The organism is Stenotrophomonas sp. PS02289 (assembly GCF_029960115.1).
Lineage (GTDB): Bacteria > Pseudomonadota > Gammaproteobacteria > Xanthomonadales > Xanthomonadaceae > Stenotrophomonas.
The window spans coordinates 1-15,999 of record NZ_JASCOZ010000100.1; the positions used below are offsets into that span (position 1 = coordinate 1).

At 67.0% G+C, this 15,999-nt stretch carries 14 protein-coding genes and 1 pseudogene; 6 read left to right on the plus strand and 9 right to left on the minus strand.

The window, feature by feature from the left end:
- Window positions 1-35 precede the first annotated feature (35 nt).
- Window positions 36-992 carry a hypothetical protein gene (locus tag QMX83_RS14100; protein ID WP_282297274.1) on the minus strand — a complete coding sequence of 319 codons (957 nt, stop codon included), beginning with the start codon at window positions 990-992 and terminating at the stop codon, window positions 36-38.
- A 165-nt stretch (window positions 993-1,157) separates the two neighbouring features.
- Between QMX83_RS14100 and bfr the strand changes: the two genes are divergently transcribed.
- Complete coding sequence (gene bfr, locus QMX83_RS14105) at window positions 1,158-1,628, plus strand: bacterioferritin (RefSeq protein ID WP_282297275.1); 471 nt, start codon at window positions 1,158-1,160, stop codon at window positions 1,626-1,628.
- Window position 1,629: 1 nt separating this feature from the next.
- Here the strand turns inward: bfr and QMX83_RS14110 are convergent, their stop codons facing one another.
- The 3 genes from QMX83_RS14110 to QMX83_RS14120 form a co-directional block, all read right to left on the minus strand.
- Window positions 1,630-3,813, minus strand: a complete 2,184-nt coding sequence (locus QMX83_RS14110; protein WP_282297287.1) for a hybrid sensor histidine kinase/response regulator — start codon at window positions 3,811-3,813, stop codon at window positions 1,630-1,632.
- A gap of 164 nt (window positions 3,814-3,977) precedes the next feature.
- A complete protein-coding gene (locus QMX83_RS14115; RefSeq protein ID WP_282297276.1) occupies window positions 3,978-5,882 on the minus strand; it encodes an EAL domain-containing response regulator in 1,905 nt (634 codons plus the stop codon).
- A 73-nt stretch (window positions 5,883-5,955) separates the two neighbouring features.
- Complete coding sequence (locus QMX83_RS14120) at window positions 5,956-6,573, minus strand: DUF4126 domain-containing protein (RefSeq protein WP_282297277.1); 618 nt, start codon at window positions 6,571-6,573, stop codon at window positions 5,956-5,958.
- A 182-nt stretch (window positions 6,574-6,755) separates the two neighbouring features.
- Here QMX83_RS14120 and QMX83_RS14125 point away from each other — a divergent pair, with 182 nt between their 5' ends.
- The 5 genes from QMX83_RS14125 to ampE all read left to right on the plus strand — a co-directional run bounded on the left by QMX83_RS14125 (window position 6,756) and on the right by ampE (window position 10,365).
- The gene (locus tag QMX83_RS14125) at window positions 6,756-7,508 is read left to right on the plus strand and encodes a DUF6776 family protein (protein ID WP_282297278.1); all 753 of its coding nucleotides are present in this window, start codon (window positions 6,756-6,758) and stop codon (window positions 7,506-7,508) included.
- 4 nt (window positions 7,509-7,512) lie between these two features.
- Window positions 7,513-7,983, plus strand: a complete 471-nt coding sequence (locus QMX83_RS14130) for a polymer-forming cytoskeletal protein (RefSeq protein WP_282297279.1) — start codon at window positions 7,513-7,515, stop codon at window positions 7,981-7,983.
- 57 nt (window positions 7,984-8,040) lie between these two features.
- Window positions 8,041-8,430, plus strand: coding sequence for an iron-sulfur cluster insertion protein ErpA (gene erpA / locus QMX83_RS14135; protein ID WP_282297280.1), 390 nt, complete (start codon window positions 8,041-8,043; stop codon window positions 8,428-8,430).
- A 9-nt stretch (window positions 8,431-8,439) separates the two neighbouring features.
- The gene (gene nudC, locus QMX83_RS14140) at window positions 8,440-9,345 is read left to right on the plus strand and encodes an NAD(+) diphosphatase (RefSeq protein ID WP_282297281.1); all 906 of its coding nucleotides are present in this window, start codon (window positions 8,440-8,442) and stop codon (window positions 9,343-9,345) included.
- Window positions 9,346-9,456: 111 nt separating this feature from the next.
- Window positions 9,457-10,365: a regulatory signaling modulator protein AmpE gene (gene ampE, locus QMX83_RS14145; protein WP_282297282.1), complete on the plus strand. Its 909-nt coding sequence runs from the start codon at window positions 9,457-9,459 to the stop codon at window positions 10,363-10,365.
- Window positions 10,366-10,397: 32 nt separating this feature from the next.
- Here ampE and QMX83_RS14150 read toward each other — a convergent pair.
- From QMX83_RS14150 to yccS, 5 genes and pseudogenes are all read right to left on the minus strand, one after another.
- Window positions 10,398-10,817: pseudogene (locus tag QMX83_RS14150) on the minus strand (DUF2752 domain-containing protein); the annotation flags it as partial.
- A 64-nt stretch (window positions 10,818-10,881) separates the two neighbouring features.
- Window positions 10,882-11,157 (minus strand): CD225/dispanin family protein, encoded by a 276-nt coding sequence (locus QMX83_RS14155; protein WP_282297283.1) that lies wholly within the window; start codon window positions 11,155-11,157, stop codon window positions 10,882-10,884.
- A 42-nt stretch (window positions 11,158-11,199) separates the two neighbouring features.
- Window positions 11,200-11,490, minus strand: a complete 291-nt coding sequence (locus tag QMX83_RS14160; RefSeq protein ID WP_282297284.1) for a CD225/dispanin family protein — start codon at window positions 11,488-11,490, stop codon at window positions 11,200-11,202.
- Between the two features lie 165 nt (window positions 11,491-11,655).
- Entirely contained in the window at window positions 11,656-13,548 is a 1,893-nt protein-coding gene (locus tag QMX83_RS14165; RefSeq protein WP_282297285.1) for an MFS transporter, read from the minus strand.
- A gap of 95 nt (window positions 13,549-13,643) precedes the next feature.
- The gene (yccS, locus tag QMX83_RS14170) at window positions 13,644-15,821 is read right to left on the minus strand and encodes a YccS family putative transporter (RefSeq protein WP_282297286.1); all 2,178 of its coding nucleotides are present in this window, start codon (window positions 15,819-15,821) and stop codon (window positions 13,644-13,646) included.
- Window positions 15,822-15,999 lie beyond the last annotated feature (178 nt).

The following is a 15,999-nucleotide window of genomic DNA, read 5'->3' on the forward strand; positions in this document are numbered from 1 at the left end:
CCGCCCGACCCACGGTCGGGCGCTACCGTAGATCTCTACGCCGTTACGTACAGTTGCTCGAAGGTGGCAGGGATATCTGCCAGTTCGCGCTTCAGCGCGTCGTCGCTGTCAATTGACTGCAACCATTCCAGAAAAACGGCTGGCGTGAAGTAGGTCTTCGTCGCTTCCACCACGCCTGCGCGCGCGTCATCCGGCAGCCAGGAGAGCACAGGCACCGTATCGGGACGTGCCTGCGTAGCCGCTTTCGCGCTTAGGCTGTAGGACAGCTCCCAAGCAACTGCGGGGTACGCCTCAACCGAAAGCTCAGAAGGCCAGCGGCCAGGCGCGGAGAGCATGCCGTGTGCGCCGACCAGCCACACCATCATCTGCGCACGCCAGTGCGGTGCGGTGATCTCCAGTGCCGAACGGAACCAGGGCCCTACCTGGACCGTGGGCAGGTACTTCATGCAGAAGAACAGCGATGCACTGAGGTCGCCGCTGGCATCCCACCACATCCATACCTCGTTGGGGTTGCGATTGGAGCGATGCAGGAAGCGTCCAAGCGCGATGCCCTCAGGCGTCCAGCATGACGGCTCCATCATGCAGCGGCCCAGCGTGGCCAGCACATCATCCCGGTATTGCGGATAGGTGGACCCTTCAATTCCGTAAGGGTGCTGGGCAAAGAAGCCGCTCAGCAGGGGTTCCAGCAGCGGATGGACCCATGCTTCATGGCATCTCGGCAGAAGCTCGCACAGCAGGTAGTGGTACCAAGCATGCCACTCCTGCATCGGGCCGAACGTTCCAGTGCCGGAGGCGATCTCGAACAGGGGTTCATGCAGCTCCCGGGGACCCAATGCCCCCAGGTCCCCCAGCAGTTCGGGGAACATGCGTCGCTCGCCCATGAACCAGGCCTCGCCCATGGCCTGGCGCGGACGCGGAAAGTGCGCGCGCAGCCGGGCCAGTGCTTCGGCGTCGGTGCCGAGGCCCGGGACCCATGTGAAGTCACCTTTCATCGTGCATCCCAGCCCTCCGGTGAACGTCGATGGTAGCGCCTTCACCTGTTCTGAATGAATCCCCCGGGGTACAGGCGCAGCCGCTACCGATCATGATTCGCGTTTAATCATGCCCCTTCCCAACGCGCTAAAGTGCCGGCGTTTTCACGCTGCAGGAGCACGGTCATGAAGGGCGACGCCAAGGTCATCGAATTCCTCAACAAGGTCCTCTACAACGAGCTGACCGCGATCAACCAGTACTTCCTGCACGCCAAGATGCTGAAGAACTGGGGTCTGAAGGAACTCTCCGAACACGAGTACAAGGAATCGATCGAGGAAATGAAGCACGCCGACGTGCTCTCCGATCGCATCCTGTTCCTGGAGGGCCTGCCGAACTTCCAGGCGCTGGGCAAGCTGCGCATTGGCGAGAACCCGACCGAGATCCTGCAGTGCGACCTGGCGCTGGAACGCGAGGGTGCGGTCACCCTGCGCGAGGCCGTGGCCTACGCCGATTCGGTCGGTGACTACGTCAGCCGCCAGCTGTTCGTGAAGATCCTCGACAACGAGGAAGAGCACATCGACTGGCTGGAAACCCAGCTCGACCTGATCGAACGCATCGGCGAACCGCAGTACCTGCTGACCAAGCTGGAAGAGTGAGTTACGGCGCGGCCGGATTGCGCAGGGCGGATTGATAGCCGGCCAGCGCAATCCGCGCACGCGCGAATTCGGCCACCAGCAAGGCCACTGCCACGGCCGGACGCTCCAACGATCCGGCGCGTGCATCCTGTTCAATCCGCAGCGCGGCGACGGACAGCGCCATCGCGCCGACGTTGGCGCTGGCCGATTTCAAGCTGTGCGCCAGATTGCGCAGCTGCTCCAGATCACCCGCGACCGACGCATCCTGCAACTGGCGGATCAACGGCGGGGTGTCATCCAGGAACACGCGGATGATGTGCGCGGTCTCCGGCCCGATCACGTCCTGCAGCTCGTCCAGCACGCCGGGATCGAGCACCACCTGCGCCGGCTCCTCCTCGCGCGATGCCGGCTCCAGCCCGCGCAGCAGCGGTGCCTCGTTGAACGGCGGCAACGGCGGCGGTGTCGGCAGCGGAGCGGGTTCGTTCATCACCGCCAGCGCGTCGGCGTTGTTCTCCGCGCTCTGCTGCCACCGCAGCAGGCAGGCCTGCAGCGACTCACGGTTGACTGGCTTGGACAGGTAGTCGTCCATGCCGGCCTGCAGGCAGCGCTCGCGATCGCCGGCCATCGCGTTGGCGGTCATGGCCACGATCGGCAGACGCCCGACCCGGCTTCCGGCTTCTATTGCGCGCCAGCGGCGGGTGGCGGTGTAGCCGTCCATCACCGGCATCTGGCAGTCCATCAAGACCAGGTCGAATGACTGCGTCTGCAGCAGCTGCAGCGCCTGCTCGCCGTCGGTGGCGGTGGTGACCGTGCAGCCCAGCACCTGCAGCAGGCGCTGCGCCACCAGCAGGTTGACGCTGTTGTCTTCCACCAGCAGCAGGTTCAGTCCCAGCTGCTGCGCTTCCACCGGCTCGGCGTAGTCCTCCGGGCTGACCAGCAGGGGGGCTGGCCGCGCACTGGCCTGCGCCGGGCGCAGCAGCGCATGCAGTTCGATGTCGCCGACATCGCGCGACACCGCCAGCGCATCCTCGCGAAGCAGCGCCGCCAGCGGCTCGTTGCCCTCCAGCCACATCAGGCGTGGACGCGGTTCACGCGGTTCCCGCAACACCGCGCGGTGCAGGGCCGTGGCCCCATGCCGCAACGCGTCGCTGTCGGCCATCACCCAGGTCAGGTCCGGTTCGATGCCGCGTCGTGCCGGTGCGCGCAGGATGTCGAGCGCGGCCGAGGCGCTGTCCACCGTATGCAGGCGGATGTCGTGGTGCGGGGTGACCCGCTGCAGGCGCTGGATCAGCAGCGGATCCTGGCTGACCAGCAGGGCGCGGGTGGTGGCGCTGGCCGGCGGCAGGTCGCCGGCGACCTTCAGCAGTGGAATCTCGAACCAGAAGTTCGCGCCATGCCCAGGCGTGGAGCTGATTCCGATGCGGCCGTGCATCAGGTCGATGATGCGCTTGCAGATGGCCAGACCCAGGCCGGTGCCGCCGTAGATGCGGGTGGTCGACGCATCGGCCTGGCTGAATGACTGGAACAGACGCGACTGCATCGCCGGGTCGATGCCGATGCCAGTGTCGATCACTTCGAAACGCAGCAGGTGCTGGTTGCCGTTCTCGCCCTGGCGGCTGACCCGCAGGCGGATGCCGCCGCGCTCGGTGAACTTGATGGCGTTCACCAGCAGATTGCCGAGGACCTGGCGCAGCCGCACCGGGTCGCCGCGCACCGCCAGTCGCACCGAGGGATCCAGCTCCAGGGTCATGGCCAGGCGTTTGGCCTCGGCAGTACGCCGCATCAGCTGCACCAGGCCTTCCAGCAGCTCGCGCAGGTTGAAGGTGGTGGTCTCCAGGTCGAGGCCTTTGGCCTCCAGCCGGGAGTAATCCAGGATGTCGTCCACGATGCGCAGCAGCTGCTGTGAGCTGACTGTCGCGGTCTGCAGCATCTGTCGCTGGTCGCTGGCCAGCTGCCCGCGCGCGATCAGGTCCAGCATCGGGAGGATGCCGTTGAGCGGGGTGCGGATCTCGTGGCTCATCGTGGCCAGGAACTCGCCCTTGGCCAGGGCCGCGGCTTCAGCGGCCTGTTTGGCCTGAAGCAGTTCCTGTTCCAGTGCGTCCTGCTGCTGCAGGGTGCGCAGCAGCTGGTCGCGCTCGCCGGTCAGGGCACCCACGCGCCGCTGCTGCACGGCGATCTCCGATTGCTGTTCGTGCCAGCAGCGCATCGCCAGCAGGGCCGCGACCACGGCCACCGCCGCGGCACCGGCGGCAATGGGAATCCAGGGTGCACGCACGGTGACCAGGGCCAGCACGGCGGCCGTGGTGGCCAGCGCGGCGGTCACCGCTGCCAGCCAGAACGCGAAGGGAACCCGTCCGTGGGTCGCCACGGTTACAGCACCGCGTTATGGAAGTCGAAGTTCAACTCGCTCCCGGCCGACTGCACCATGTTGCCCTGGATGAAATCGACGCCGCCCATCCACATGGCGGCGGCGGCCTGCGGGTCTTCGATCTGCTGGCCGATGATCAGCGCGCCGGCGCGGTGCGCCGCGTTGATCGCACCGCGCAGTTCGTCGCGGGTCTGCTGGTTGGCATGCGTGCTGGAAAAACGCGCGGCCATGCGCACGTAGGCCAGCGGCAGCTGGGTCAGCAGGGCGTTGGCTTCAGTGCCTGGCTCGAACTGGCTCAGGCAGAAACGCACGCCGGCCGCGCTCATGCGGTTGCAGAACTGCTGCAGGGTGACCGTGTGGATCAACGCATCGGGCAGGCGCACGTCGATCACCACCGCGCTGCCGGCGATCTGGCGACGCTCCAGCGACTCCAGCAGCCAGTCGGCGAAGGCATCGCGGGCGAGGGTACGCAGCGACTGCGACACGAACAGGTGTAGCGGCTGTGCGGCATGCCGGTACAGATCCAGCAGGCCGAGTGCGTGGTCCAGCACCTGCTGGTCCAGATCGGCGATGCGACCGGCCGCTTCGGCGGCCGGAATCACCTGGCCGGCCGAGAGCAGGGTGCCATCGGCCTGGCGCAGCCGCAGCAGTACCTGGTACTGCGCGGTGTTGCCGCCGGCCACTGCCACGATCGGCTGGTAGGCCAGTTCCAGCTGGCCTTCCAGCAGCGCCAGGTGTTCCTGTGCGGCGACGTCCTCGCGGCGCACGTACGCGGCCACGCCCGAGGACAGCAGGCGCGCCTGCAAGGTGGTGCGCTCGACCGCTTCCAGGGCGGTTCCGGCGTCGCTGAAGCCCGGGGAAAGCTGGGCATGGCCGACCACGCCGCGCAGGTGCACCGACTCTTCGTCGCGGATCACGAAGGCGCGTTCGGAAAGCTGCTGGCGCAGGTTGTGTGCGACGCCGTCCAGGCTGTCCTCGTCGACGCCACGCGCCAGCACCAGGAAGCTGTTGTCGTTCAGGCGCGCCAGCAGGTGCGGATGGGCGCTGTCGGCCAACCGCTGCGCGGCCTGCACCATCAGCCGTTCGAAGGCGGCATAGCCATAGCGCTCGCGCAGGCCGAGCGCGCTGGCCACTTCAATGAAGAACAGGCCGCCGCGGTCACCGTGCGCCAGTGCCGCGCTCAGCTGCTGCAGCACGTGGTGGCGGGTGGGCAGGCCGGTTTCCGGGTTGTTGATCGCCGGTGCGCCGGTCGTGCCGGTCTGGGTGGCGGCCTGGGCGCGGGCGCGGCGGATGCGGTTGGACACCGCCGCAATCAGATGGCGTGGCCGGATCGGCTTGCTCAGGAAGTCGTCGGCACCGCTGTCGAGCACTTCGAACTGGCGCTCCGGATCCGGGTCGCCGCTGAGGAACACGATCGGCAGCAGCTGCTGACCCGGTTGTTGCCGGATCAGCGCGGTCAGGCGCATGCCATCCAGACCCGGCAGATGCAGGTCCATCAGAATCAGGTCAGGACGGTGCTCGGCGATGGCCTGCTGTGCGCCTTCGGCGTCGCTGATCACGATGGCCTCCATGCCGGCACCGTGCAGCACGCTCTGCGCGAACAGGGCCTGCGAGCGATCGTCTTCCACGATCAGCACGCGGTAAGGCGCGTCCGAACCCAGCGCCGGAGCATTGTCATCCGGCAGCACGGGCGGAGCCACCACCAGTGGCGGCGGCGTTGCCACCGCGGCGCTGGCAGCGGTGGCCAGCGGGACCACGTTGCTGGGCAGCGGCGCGGGCGCGACCGGGGCGGGGGCCGAAGCCTGCGCGAGCGCATCGGCGCTGGCCCAGCGCTGCCAGTGATCGGCGGGCGGGGTTTCAGCGCGTACAGCGCGGTTCGGGGCTACGGTGTTCTCGTGGACGGCCATCAGTACTCCCTGTCTGCGGCGTCATTATGCGGTACGCCACGACGCTTGGTCGCGACACGATCTGGCGCTTTCTTCATGGTGGCGACGAGGGGTGTGGCGGGGAGGCTGCCGGCTGCCGCAGCAGCCAGCGCATGCCCTTCCACAGGGTCCGCCACACCAGCCACACCACCAGGGCACCGATCAGGCTGCAGACCACCACCACGATCAGGGCGATCCAGGGGTGTGCCAAGGCCAGCGCCAGCCCACCCACCACCACGGTGTCTTCGGCGGCCGAGGCGACCCAGTTGCTGGCCGGTTCCGGCGACGTGTTGAGCAGGGCCCGGGTGCCGGATTTGAGGCCGTGGCTGGCCAGTGCCACGCCAGCACCGGCGGCCAGCGCGGTGGTGCTCAGTTCCCCATTGGGCGACAGCGTGGCGGCCGCGAGGAATGCCCCGGCGGGTACCCGCGCCAGGGTCTGCACCAGGTCCCAGGCCGAGTCGACGCCGGGGATCTTGTCGGCCACGAACTCGGTGACTGCCAGGGCCGCCGAAGTCCCCAGTACCCACCACGACTCGGTCGCCTGCAGCGCCGGGGGCAGGTCGACCCAGCCCAGCAGGCCGGCCAGGCCGACCCCGAACACGGTCAGGTAGACCCGGATACCTGCCAGCCACGCAAGCAGGATGCCGATCACGAACAGGTGGGCCTCGGACATGGCACGCGCTCCGGCATGAAAATGTGCACAGGACCACACTATCGGGGATGGCGTCGATGAACGCCATAACCCGGTGACGCCTGCGGGGCGAAAAAGGGGCCAAGCGTGGCATACACTAGGAAGCCGCTCGATCCGACAGGGGCCGTGGCGGTATCGCCTGCTGCGGTGCCGCGCTCATCGTCATGAACACTCCGACACCTTCCCGTATCCAGATCCGTCGACCCGGCTCCGCGCCCGGTCCTGATCGCCGTCGACTGCTGATCCTGGGCGGCGTCTGGTTGCTGAGCCTGGTGCTGGCCGTCCTGCTGGGGCGCTGGCTGGGCGGGCCCGGCGGCGACGTCGGCCGCGAGCTCGACGCCGCGCAGGCCCGCGCTGACACCCTGCAGAAGCAGGTGGTCGAGCTGCAGCAGCGCCAGGCCACCCTGCAGGCGTCCGACCGCATCAGCCGCGCCGCCAACACCGAGGTGCAGACCTCGCTGGGTGAGCGCGAAGAAGAAATTGCCGGCCTGCGTGCCGACGTGGCGTTCTATGAACGCCTGGTCGGAGCCACCAGCCAGCGCAAGGGCCTGAACACCCATTCCGTCGAATTCTCGCCTGAAGCGGCCGGTACCTGGCAGTACGCGGTGGTGCTGACCCAGAACCTGAATCGCGGTGCGATCAGCCAGGGCCAGATGCGCTTCACGGTGGAAGGCGTGAAAGATGGCAAGTTGACCTCGGTCAGCTGGGACGAGCTGCACCAGCGCACCAAGGTGCCGGGCCAGGACTACTCCTTCCGGTACTTCCAGCAGCTCACCGGCAGCGTGATGCTGCCCAAGGACTTCACCCCGCAACGCGTGCGGGTCACGCTGGGATCCGGTGCAGGGGGCACCACCCAGGTCTTCGACTGGAAGCAGGCCGGCGCGCCTGTGGCAGCAACGGCTCATGAAGGGGAGTAAACCCATGTTTGGCAGCAACAAGTCCAACCGCGACGGTCATCTGGTCGTGGACGCGCTGATCGGCGCGCAGGTGGTCATCCGCGGCGACGTGGAATTCAGTGGGGGCCTGTATGTCGAAGGCACCATCCTGGGCAAGGTGATCGCCAGTGAAGGTGCGTCCACCGCGACCCTCACCCTGGCCGAGCAGGGCAGCATCGAGGGCGAGATCCGTGCCCAGGTGGTGGTGCTCAGCGGCCGCCTGGAAGGCGACGTGCATGCCAGCGAGCGCGTGGAATTGACCCCCAGCGCCCGGGTCAACGGCAACATCCACTACCAGGTGGTGGAAATGAACGCTGGTGCCCAGCTCACCGGTCGTCTCATCCACGGTGCGCCGCAGATGGCCCTGCCTCCGCCGGAGGCGGGCGACGGCAAGGACAAGGACGCCAAGGACAAGGACGGCGCGGCCCGCAAGAAGCTCGCCGAGGCCATGGCCTGAACACAGTGATCGGGGAAACGGCTTGAATCGGGGCGCCTGCGCCCCCATGCTGGAGGCATGAGCACGCTTGTTTCCCTGCCCGGTGCCCCCGCCGCCGCGCCGAACTACCAATCGCTGGACCGCCCGCTGCACTTCACTGAAGCCGCGGCGGCGAAGGTGCATGAACTGATCGAGGCCGAAGGCAATCCTTCGCTCGCCCTGCGCGTGTACATCGAGGGTGGCGGTTGCTCCGGCTTCCAGTACGGGTTCGAATTCGACGAAAACCGCGCCGAAGACGATCTCGCGGTGGTGACCAACGGCGTCACCCTGCTGGTGGATCCGCTGAGCCTGCAGTACCTGATGAGCGCGGAAGTGGATTACACCGAAAGCCTCACCGGTGCCCAGTTCGTGATCCGCAATCCGAATGCGAAGACCACCTGCGGGTGCGGCAGCAGCTTCAGCATGTAAGCTTGGGGGATGTCCAGAACATCCCTGCCGCTGTCCGGTTTTTCCTTCACCACTGATCCGCTTGAGCGCGCCGATACGCTGCGCGACGACCCCGATGCCCTCGTGCGGCTGTGGCCGCAGGCCCGCGTGCTGGTGCTGGACGTGGACGGGCGTGCGCTGGCCAATGAACAAGGCCAACCGCTGGCATTGACCGGCGCGCAGCTGGGGGGCGGGCCCGGCACCGCCATTTTCCTGGGTCTGCGGGGTGAGCAGGCGTGGTTCTCGGTCGATGCGAGCAGCGTGGACGTCACCGCGCCGCAGCGTGTCGATCTGCGCGAGGCTGCCGTGGCCTGGGCGGCCGCCGATGCCACCGCGTTCTGTTATGCACGCGGGATGTCGTACTGGCAGTCGCGCACCCGCTTCTGCGGCGTGTGCGGCGGCGCGGTGGCCTTCACCCGCGGCGGCTTCATTGGCCGCTGTGGCCAGTGCAATACCGAACATTACCCGCGTGTGGACCCGGCCGTGATCGTGGCGGTGGAGAACAACGGCCGTCTGCTGCTTGGCCGCCAGTCCAACTGGGCTCCGCGACGCTACTCGGTGCTGGCCGGCTTCGTTGAACCGGGCGAATCGCTCGAGCAGACCGTGGTCCGAGAGGTCTATGAGGAGAGCCGGGTACGTGTGCGCGAATGCCGCTACCTGGGCACCCAGCCGTGGCCCTTCCCGGGGGCGTTGATGCTCGGGTTTGCGGCCTCTGCCGAGGACGATGTGCCCTGTGTGGACGGCGAACTGGAAGACGCGCGCTGGTTCAGCGTGGACGAGGTTGGAGCCGCGCTGGCCCGGGACGTCGAGGACGACGGTGAAGGCATTCGTCTCTCCCCGCCGATCTCCATCTCACGCAGCCTGATCGAGCACTGGTACCGCAGCCAGGTGGCCTGATCGCGGTCACGTTGCCGCTACCTGAACACGCGGCGCGGTACATTACCTGTGACCCGGGGAATTTCCGGGTCGCACGGCATAGTAGCGCTCTGTCACGAGCCGGAGGCCCGCATGTTCACCACCCTGGTCGCTGTATTGGTCGCGCTGGCCCTGGGGCACGTCGCGCCGGCCGCGGCGGTCGCGCTGCGGCGCTTCGGCAGCTACCGGCACTGGTTGCAGTGGCTGGACCGGCAGGGCGGAGGCCAGGCCAACGAGCATGTCGGTTTCTGGCGTGGCCGCCATGGCTGGGTGGTGGCGGTGCTGCCGTGGGTGGTGCTGCTGGCGCTGCTGCAATGGGCGCTGCACGGCCGCCTGTACGGGCTGCCCTCGTTGCTGCTGGGAATTGCCACCCTGGTGATCTGCTGGGGGCCGCGCGACCTGGATCGTGACGTGGAAGCGGTGATCGACGCCGATGACAGCCACACCCGCCATGCCGCCATCGCCCAGCTTCAGTCGGCCGGCGGCAGCCTGCACGAAGACGTCAACTCGCTGGTGGAGGCCACCGCACTCAATGCGCTGCGTCGCTGGTTCGCGGTGCTGTTCTGGTTCCTGCTGCTCGGCCCGGTGGGCGCGCTGGCCTATCGTCTGCTCGCGCTGTTGGCCGTGAGCCCGATGCGCTCGCTGGCCACGGTGGAAACCGTGGTCGGTGCACGGCAGGTACTCGGCTGGCTGGAATGGCCGGTGGCCCAGCTGATGTCACTGTCGATGGCCCTGGTCGGCAACTTCGACACGGCCTACAAGGCCTGGCGCGAGGCCCACGGCAATCAGTGGACGGCCTCCACGGTGTTTCTGGGTGCCGTGGCGCGGGCGAGTGTCAGTGCCGAGCTGCGCGAGGACGCGCACGATTACAGCGAAGCCGGCATGGTGCCGGTATGGCGACGGCTGCCGGAGCTGCGCGATGCGATGAGCCTGGTGTGGCGGATGCTGCTGCTATGGATGGCCGCACTGGCACTGCTGGTGATTGCCGGCTGGGTGACCTGATCGCCATCGGTTGACGGTGGGACCGCGTGGGCCGGCGACAACCAGACAAACGGTGTCCAGGGCAGATTGCGCAGCACCGCATAGCCCACCAACACCACCAGCCAGAACATCGGCGCGGCCAATACCCGCATCAGCGGCTCCAGCACGCGCGGGCGTAGTCCGGCCATGTGCAGCAGCATCAACAGCAGGAACGGCAGCGAGATCACCAGCAGCGGGTTCATCGCCATCGCGCCGGGCAGGTCGAAATGGACCAGCGAATACAGGCAGCGGGTACTGCCGCAGCCAGGGCAGTACAGCCCGGTCAGCGCGTACAACGGGCAGCCCGGCAGCGGGCTGTTGCCGGCGTAAGGGTTGACGTGACGCAGCACCACGGTCGCGCCAACGGCAAGGCCGGCGGTGATCGCCAGCGGAGCCCAGCGCGAGGAAGCGGAACGCAAGTAAGGTAAGGACATGACGGCAGAACGGCCCGGCCAGGTCACCCCGCAGGGGTGCCGGACCGGGCCGTCCTCAATGCAATCAGTAGCCGCCGCTGGCTGCGCCGCCGACGCCCATCAGCACCACCAGCACGGTGTACAGAATGATGACGATGACACCGGCGATGGCCGAGTAGATGGCCCACTTCTTGGCCTTCTCCGACGAGTCCTGCGCACCGGCGATGTCACCGGCGGCCAGCTTGCCGTTGACCTGCGCGGCGTAGATGATCGACACGATGCCGCCCGGCAGGCAGCAGAACAGAGTGGCCAGGATGGCCCAGACCAGGTTGTTGGGGACTTGCGGGGCAGTGGCGTTCATGGGTGAAGCTCCATTTTCTCGGGTGGGTTTAAAAAAAGTGAATCAAAGCTCGGACAGAGCGCCCAGCGCAGCCAGACCGCCGAACAGACCGAACCACAACAGCAACAGCACCGGACCGGCCAACGCCGACGCCCAGGCCCAACCAGCGGCCTTGCGCGAGGCGGCGAACGCACCTGCCACATCGCCCGCTGCCCGACGGCCATCGACCTGCGCGGCATAGACGATCGACACCACCCCCAGTGGCAGACAGCAGAACAACGTCGTCAGGATCGCCCACACCAGGTGGTTCGGAACGAAGACGGCCGATGAAGGTGGTGCTGGCGGATGATTCAAGTACTGCTCCATTCCTTTGGTGGTCCGACGGCATCGCCAAAATCCCGTCGGACACCCCCTATGGGGCGGTAATCTACCCCATGTTGGACCCGAATGTATGCGTTTACATGGCGAGAAGCGTCAAAAGAGTGCGCTTCAGGCCCGCGTTCGCGGGCGTATGGCGATTCAGGCGCGTCCGGCCCGCAGTGCGCGAACCTGCGCTTCCAGCTGGTCGGCGTCGGTGCTGGCCCCGTCCACCGGCGGCCCGGCCACCACCTCGATGTGGGCGCGGAAGCGACGCGGCACGCGCATGCGGCCCAGCCGTGAGTCGCGACGGCTCCACATGCTGTCCCACATGCCGCGCAGCGCCATGGGTACCACCGGTACCGCGCGGCGCTCCAGGATCTTCTCCACGCCCGACTTGAAGGCGGTCATTTCGCCATCGCGGGTGAGCGCCCCTTCCGGGAAGATGCAGACCAGCTCGCCCTCGGCCAAGGCTTTGTCCACCTCATCGAACGCGGCCTGCATCAGTGTGGGGTTCTCGCGCGCGCCGGCAATCGGAATGGCCTTGGCCGTGCGGAAGATCCAGCGCATCACCGGAATGTTGAAGATCTTGTAATACATGACAAAGCGGACTGGGCGCGGAATCGTTGCCGACAGGATCAGCGCATCCATGTAGCTCACGTGATTGCAGACGATCAGCGCCGCACCTTCGTCGGGCACGTTGGCTTCAATGCCGTGCGGGCGCAGCCGGTACAGCGTGCGCACCATCACCCAGCTCAGGAAGCGCATCAGGAATTCGGGAACGATGGTGAAGATGTAGATCGCCACCACCGCGTTGGCGATGGCCAGTGCCAGGAACAGCTGCGGAATGGTCCAGTGCAGGTACTTCTGCGTGGCCAGTGCGATCAGCGCCGCGCCGACGATAAAGCCGGAGTTCTGGATGTTCAGTGCAGCGAACACGCGCGACATCTCCGACTTCGGCGTGCGGCTCTGGATCAGTGCGAACAACGGGACCACGAAGAAGCCCGTAAACAGGCCGATGCCTACCAGATCAATGATGATGCGGGCGCTGCCGGCGGCGGCAATGAAGGCCGGCACGCTCAGTCCGGCCGCGGTGGCCACCCCGGCGCGGGCGAAGTAGAGGTCGAGCATGAAGGCGGTCATGCCGAATGCGCCGAGCGGCACCAGACCTATTTCCACGGTGCGACCGGACAACTTTTCACACAGCAGCGAGCCCACCCCGGTACCCACCGAGAACAGCGCCAGCGCGAAGATGTACAGCGTCGGTTCGCCGCCCAGGTTGACCACGGCATAGGTCGGCAGCTGCGAGGTCAGCATGGTGCCGACGAACCAGAACCAGGAAACGCCCAGGATCGCGTTGCGCACCGCCTTCTGCTTCTTGGCAAGGCGCAGCACCGCCAGTGATTCCGGCAGCGGATTCCAGTTGATCTTCAGGTCCGGCGCGCCGGCGTCGACCTTGGGGATCATGCGCGCGGTGATGTTGCCGGCAATGGCCAGCGCGATCACCGCCGTGGCTGCCACGACCGGACCGTAGCTGCCGGCCAGGGTAAAAATGATGCCGCCACTGATCATGCCGACCAGGATCGACATCGAGGTGCCCATTTCCACCAGACCGTTGCCGCCGGTGAGTTCTTCCGGCTTGAGCACCGACGGCAGCACCGAGTACTTCACCGGACCGAACAGGGTGGACTGCAGGCCGGTGCAGAACAGCGCCACCAGCAGCACCGGCATGCTCTGGGTGAGGAAGCCCACCGCTGCCAGCGACATGATCGCGATCTCCATCGTGGTGGTGATCACGATCAGGCGCGACTTTTCCAGCTTTTCCGCGATCTGCCCGGCCAGTGCCGAGAACAGGAAGTAGGGCAGGATGAAGATCGCCGGGGCCAGGGTGGTGTACAGCGACTGCTCCTGCTGGCTCACGCCCAGATAGAACAGCAGGCCGATGATGGCCTGGCGGTACACGTTGTCATTGAAGGCTCCCAGCGACTGCACGATGAAGAACGGCAGGAAACGACGCTGGCGGAGCAGGGCGAACTGACTGTGGCCGGATGACATGGAATCTCCTTGCGGACCGGCGCACCTTAGCATGGGCCCCATGGCAGGACGCCGGCCGTGCCCCGTAGAGCGGGGCTTGCCCCGCTGCGTGCGCCTCACCGTAACGTTCGGGCCGCCTCATTCGCCGCCCCGCGAAGCTTCGGCAGCAGCCGAAGCATCAGCGCCAGCTGGGTGCGGATCAACTGCAGCTTGGTCGGCATGCCGTCGTCCACCTGCTCCAGCTGCTCGGCCAGCGCCCGATCCGCCTCTTTGTCGCCCTCCTCCACCGGCTGCCGCTGCTGCAGTGCCGAGGCAATCTGCTGCATCGCCTGCTGTACCCGCTCACCGCCTTCGCGGGCCAACGGATCCTGCGCGTAGCTGTCCAGCTGCGCACGATGCGCACCCAGCGCTGACAGGTGCCCCAGCAACGTGTTGGACAGGGCCAGAAAGCGAAACCCCGCATCCAGGTTGCGGCGCACATGCCCCGGCTCACGCAGCATGTTCGACAGCGCGGTGGACAAGGCCACATCGGCGTTATGCATGTCACGGCGGGCAACCCGGTAGGCCAGGTCATCCTGCATGCCGCTGCCGTACTGGCCCAGCACTGCCTGCAGGTAGCCGGCGCAGCGCTCCAGCACCCGTGCCATCACCTCGTTGAGGCGGCGTCCCTGCCAGTCCGGCAGGATCAGGAACGCAGCCGCCGCCGCGATCGCGCAGCCCAGCAGGGTATCCACCAGCCGTGGCCAGATCAGCAGGAAGCCGTCGCCGATCAGGTTGAAGCAGGTCAGCGCCATCACCGTGATCGCCGCCGAGGCTACCAGGTAGCGGTCATGCCGGGTAAAGAAGAACAGCAGCGCTGACAGCAGTGCGATCAGCAGCTCAATGCGCAGGTCCTGGAACAGCTGCAGCAGCGCCCAGGTGAACACCAGGCCGATCAGCGTGCCGGCCACCCGCTGCGCCAGACGCTGGCGGGTCGCACCGAAGTTGGGGCGGCATACGAACACGATGGTCAGCAGCACCCACGACCCGTTCTGTGCATTGACCAGATGGATCACGCCGAAGCCCACGACCAATGCGATGGCCATGCGCAGGCCATGCCGGAACAGCACCGAACCGGGCGTCAGCTGCTGGCGCAGGCGCACGCCCATCTCGCGCAGGGTATGCGGGTTGGTGTCACGCAGGCGGGTGTCGACGTTGTCGAGCGTGGTCTCGGATTGTGCGGCCTCGGACAGCCGACGCTCGATGCTCTGCAGGTTGTGCCCAAGCAGGTACAGCGAGGACAGCAGCCGCTGCCACTGCGGATTGTGCTGCTCGCGCAGCCAGGCCAGCGAGGCGGTCAGGTCGGCGGTGGCCTGGCGGGTGCGCTCGCCATACACGAACGGCCGGCGCAGGCGGATGGCGGTGCCCAGGTTGGCGCAGGCCTCGCCCTGCAAGGCAAGCAGTCGCTGGCAGCGGTACAGCACGTCGCTGTGGAAAAACGCCTCGGTGAGCGCGCCATACGGGTAGTGCGATGAGCTGGCGCGCTCGTGAAAATCCTGCGCCATGTAATACAGCCGCAGGTACAGACCCGACTGCACGCCGGGCCGGCCGGAGCGGCCGAAGCGCGCCAGGATGGCGGTCTTGGCGGCATTGAGGGCCTCGACCACGCGACGGTTCTGCTCGGCCAGGGCCAACTGGCGCTGCTGCAGGTCGACCTCACGCACCGGTTCGAACAGGGCGGCCTTCAGCTCCAGATAGCGCCCAAGCTCGTGGTACAGCCGCGCGACCCGCTCGCGTACCGGGCGGTTGGCAAACAGGGCAGTCCACAGGATGGACAGCACGCCATACCAGAGCGCGCCGGCGAGCAGATGGCTGACCGCGTTGATGGCCTGGGCGCGGTCGGCCGCGCCGTGCTGCTCCAGCCCGATCATGGTGTAGATGGCCAGCGTCACCGTGGCCTGGGCGATGGAGGCATAGCGCTCGCCCAATGCCCCGAGCAGGGTCAGGCCGAAAGTGGAGGCGGCCAGCGCGGCGATGAACACCCAAGGCCACGCGAACAGCTCCACCACTGCAGCGGCGGCAATGAGGAAGCACAGCAGCGACAGCGCGACGGATTTGGTCCGGCCCCACCAGTTGTCATCGGTCTCGGCAATCGCGCTGGCGATGATGCCCAGGAACACCCCGGGCAGGGCCGGCAACTGGTCGAAGTGCCAGCACACGCCCATCGCCACGCTGAGCGCAATGAACACCCGCAACCCATAGCTGGCCTTCTCATGCGCCCACAGGCGGCTCAGTCGGGAATCTCGGGCAGGCATGCGGGCTCGTGCGGTTTCGGTGGCCCATTATTGCTGCTTTCGTTGTGATGCTGCGCGAAGAGCGACCTCGTCTACAGGTCTACGTGTTTGGGGCCGGCGGGTGGGGGGTACGGGACACGCCTTAAATCTCCCGTTAGGCTCGGGCGGCACATCCATGTGCCTTCACGGTCCCGTACCC

Excerpts from the sequence above, each read along its gene's own strand:
- QMX83_RS14100 (WP_282297274.1), bottom strand. The coding sequence starts at position 992 with ATGAAAGGTGACTTCACATGGGTCCCGGGCCTCGGCACCGACGCCGAA.
- bfr (WP_282297275.1), top strand. The coding sequence starts at position 1,158 with ATGAAGGGCGACGCCAAGGTCATCGAATTCCTCAACAAGGTCCTCTAC.
- QMX83_RS14110 (WP_282297287.1), bottom strand. The coding sequence starts at position 3,813 with ATGCGCTGCTGGCACGAACAGCAATCGGAGATCGCCGTGCAGCAGCGG.
- QMX83_RS14115 (WP_282297276.1), bottom strand. The coding sequence starts at position 5,882 with ATGGCCGTCCACGAGAACACCGTAGCCCCGAACCGCGCTGTACGCGCT.
- QMX83_RS14120 (WP_282297277.1), bottom strand. The coding sequence starts at position 6,573 with ATGTCCGAGGCCCACCTGTTCGTGATCGGCATCCTGCTTGCGTGGCTG.
- QMX83_RS14125 (WP_282297278.1), top strand. The coding sequence starts at position 6,756 with ATGAACACTCCGACACCTTCCCGTATCCAGATCCGTCGACCCGGCTCC.
- QMX83_RS14130 (WP_282297279.1), top strand. The coding sequence starts at position 7,513 with ATGTTTGGCAGCAACAAGTCCAACCGCGACGGTCATCTGGTCGTGGAC.
- erpA (WP_282297280.1), top strand. The coding sequence starts at position 8,041 with ATGAGCACGCTTGTTTCCCTGCCCGGTGCCCCCGCCGCCGCGCCGAAC.
- nudC (WP_282297281.1), top strand. The coding sequence starts at position 8,440 with ATGTCCAGAACATCCCTGCCGCTGTCCGGTTTTTCCTTCACCACTGAT.
- ampE (WP_282297282.1), top strand. The coding sequence starts at position 9,457 with ATGTTCACCACCCTGGTCGCTGTATTGGTCGCGCTGGCCCTGGGGCAC.
- QMX83_RS14155 (WP_282297283.1), bottom strand. The coding sequence starts at position 11,157 with ATGAACGCCACTGCCCCGCAAGTCCCCAACAACCTGGTCTGGGCCATC.
- QMX83_RS14165 (WP_282297285.1), bottom strand. The coding sequence starts at position 13,548 with ATGTCATCCGGCCACAGTCAGTTCGCCCTGCTCCGCCAGCGTCGTTTC.
- yccS (WP_282297286.1), bottom strand. The coding sequence starts at position 15,821 with ATGCCTGCCCGAGATTCCCGACTGAGCCGCCTGTGGGCGCATGAGAAG.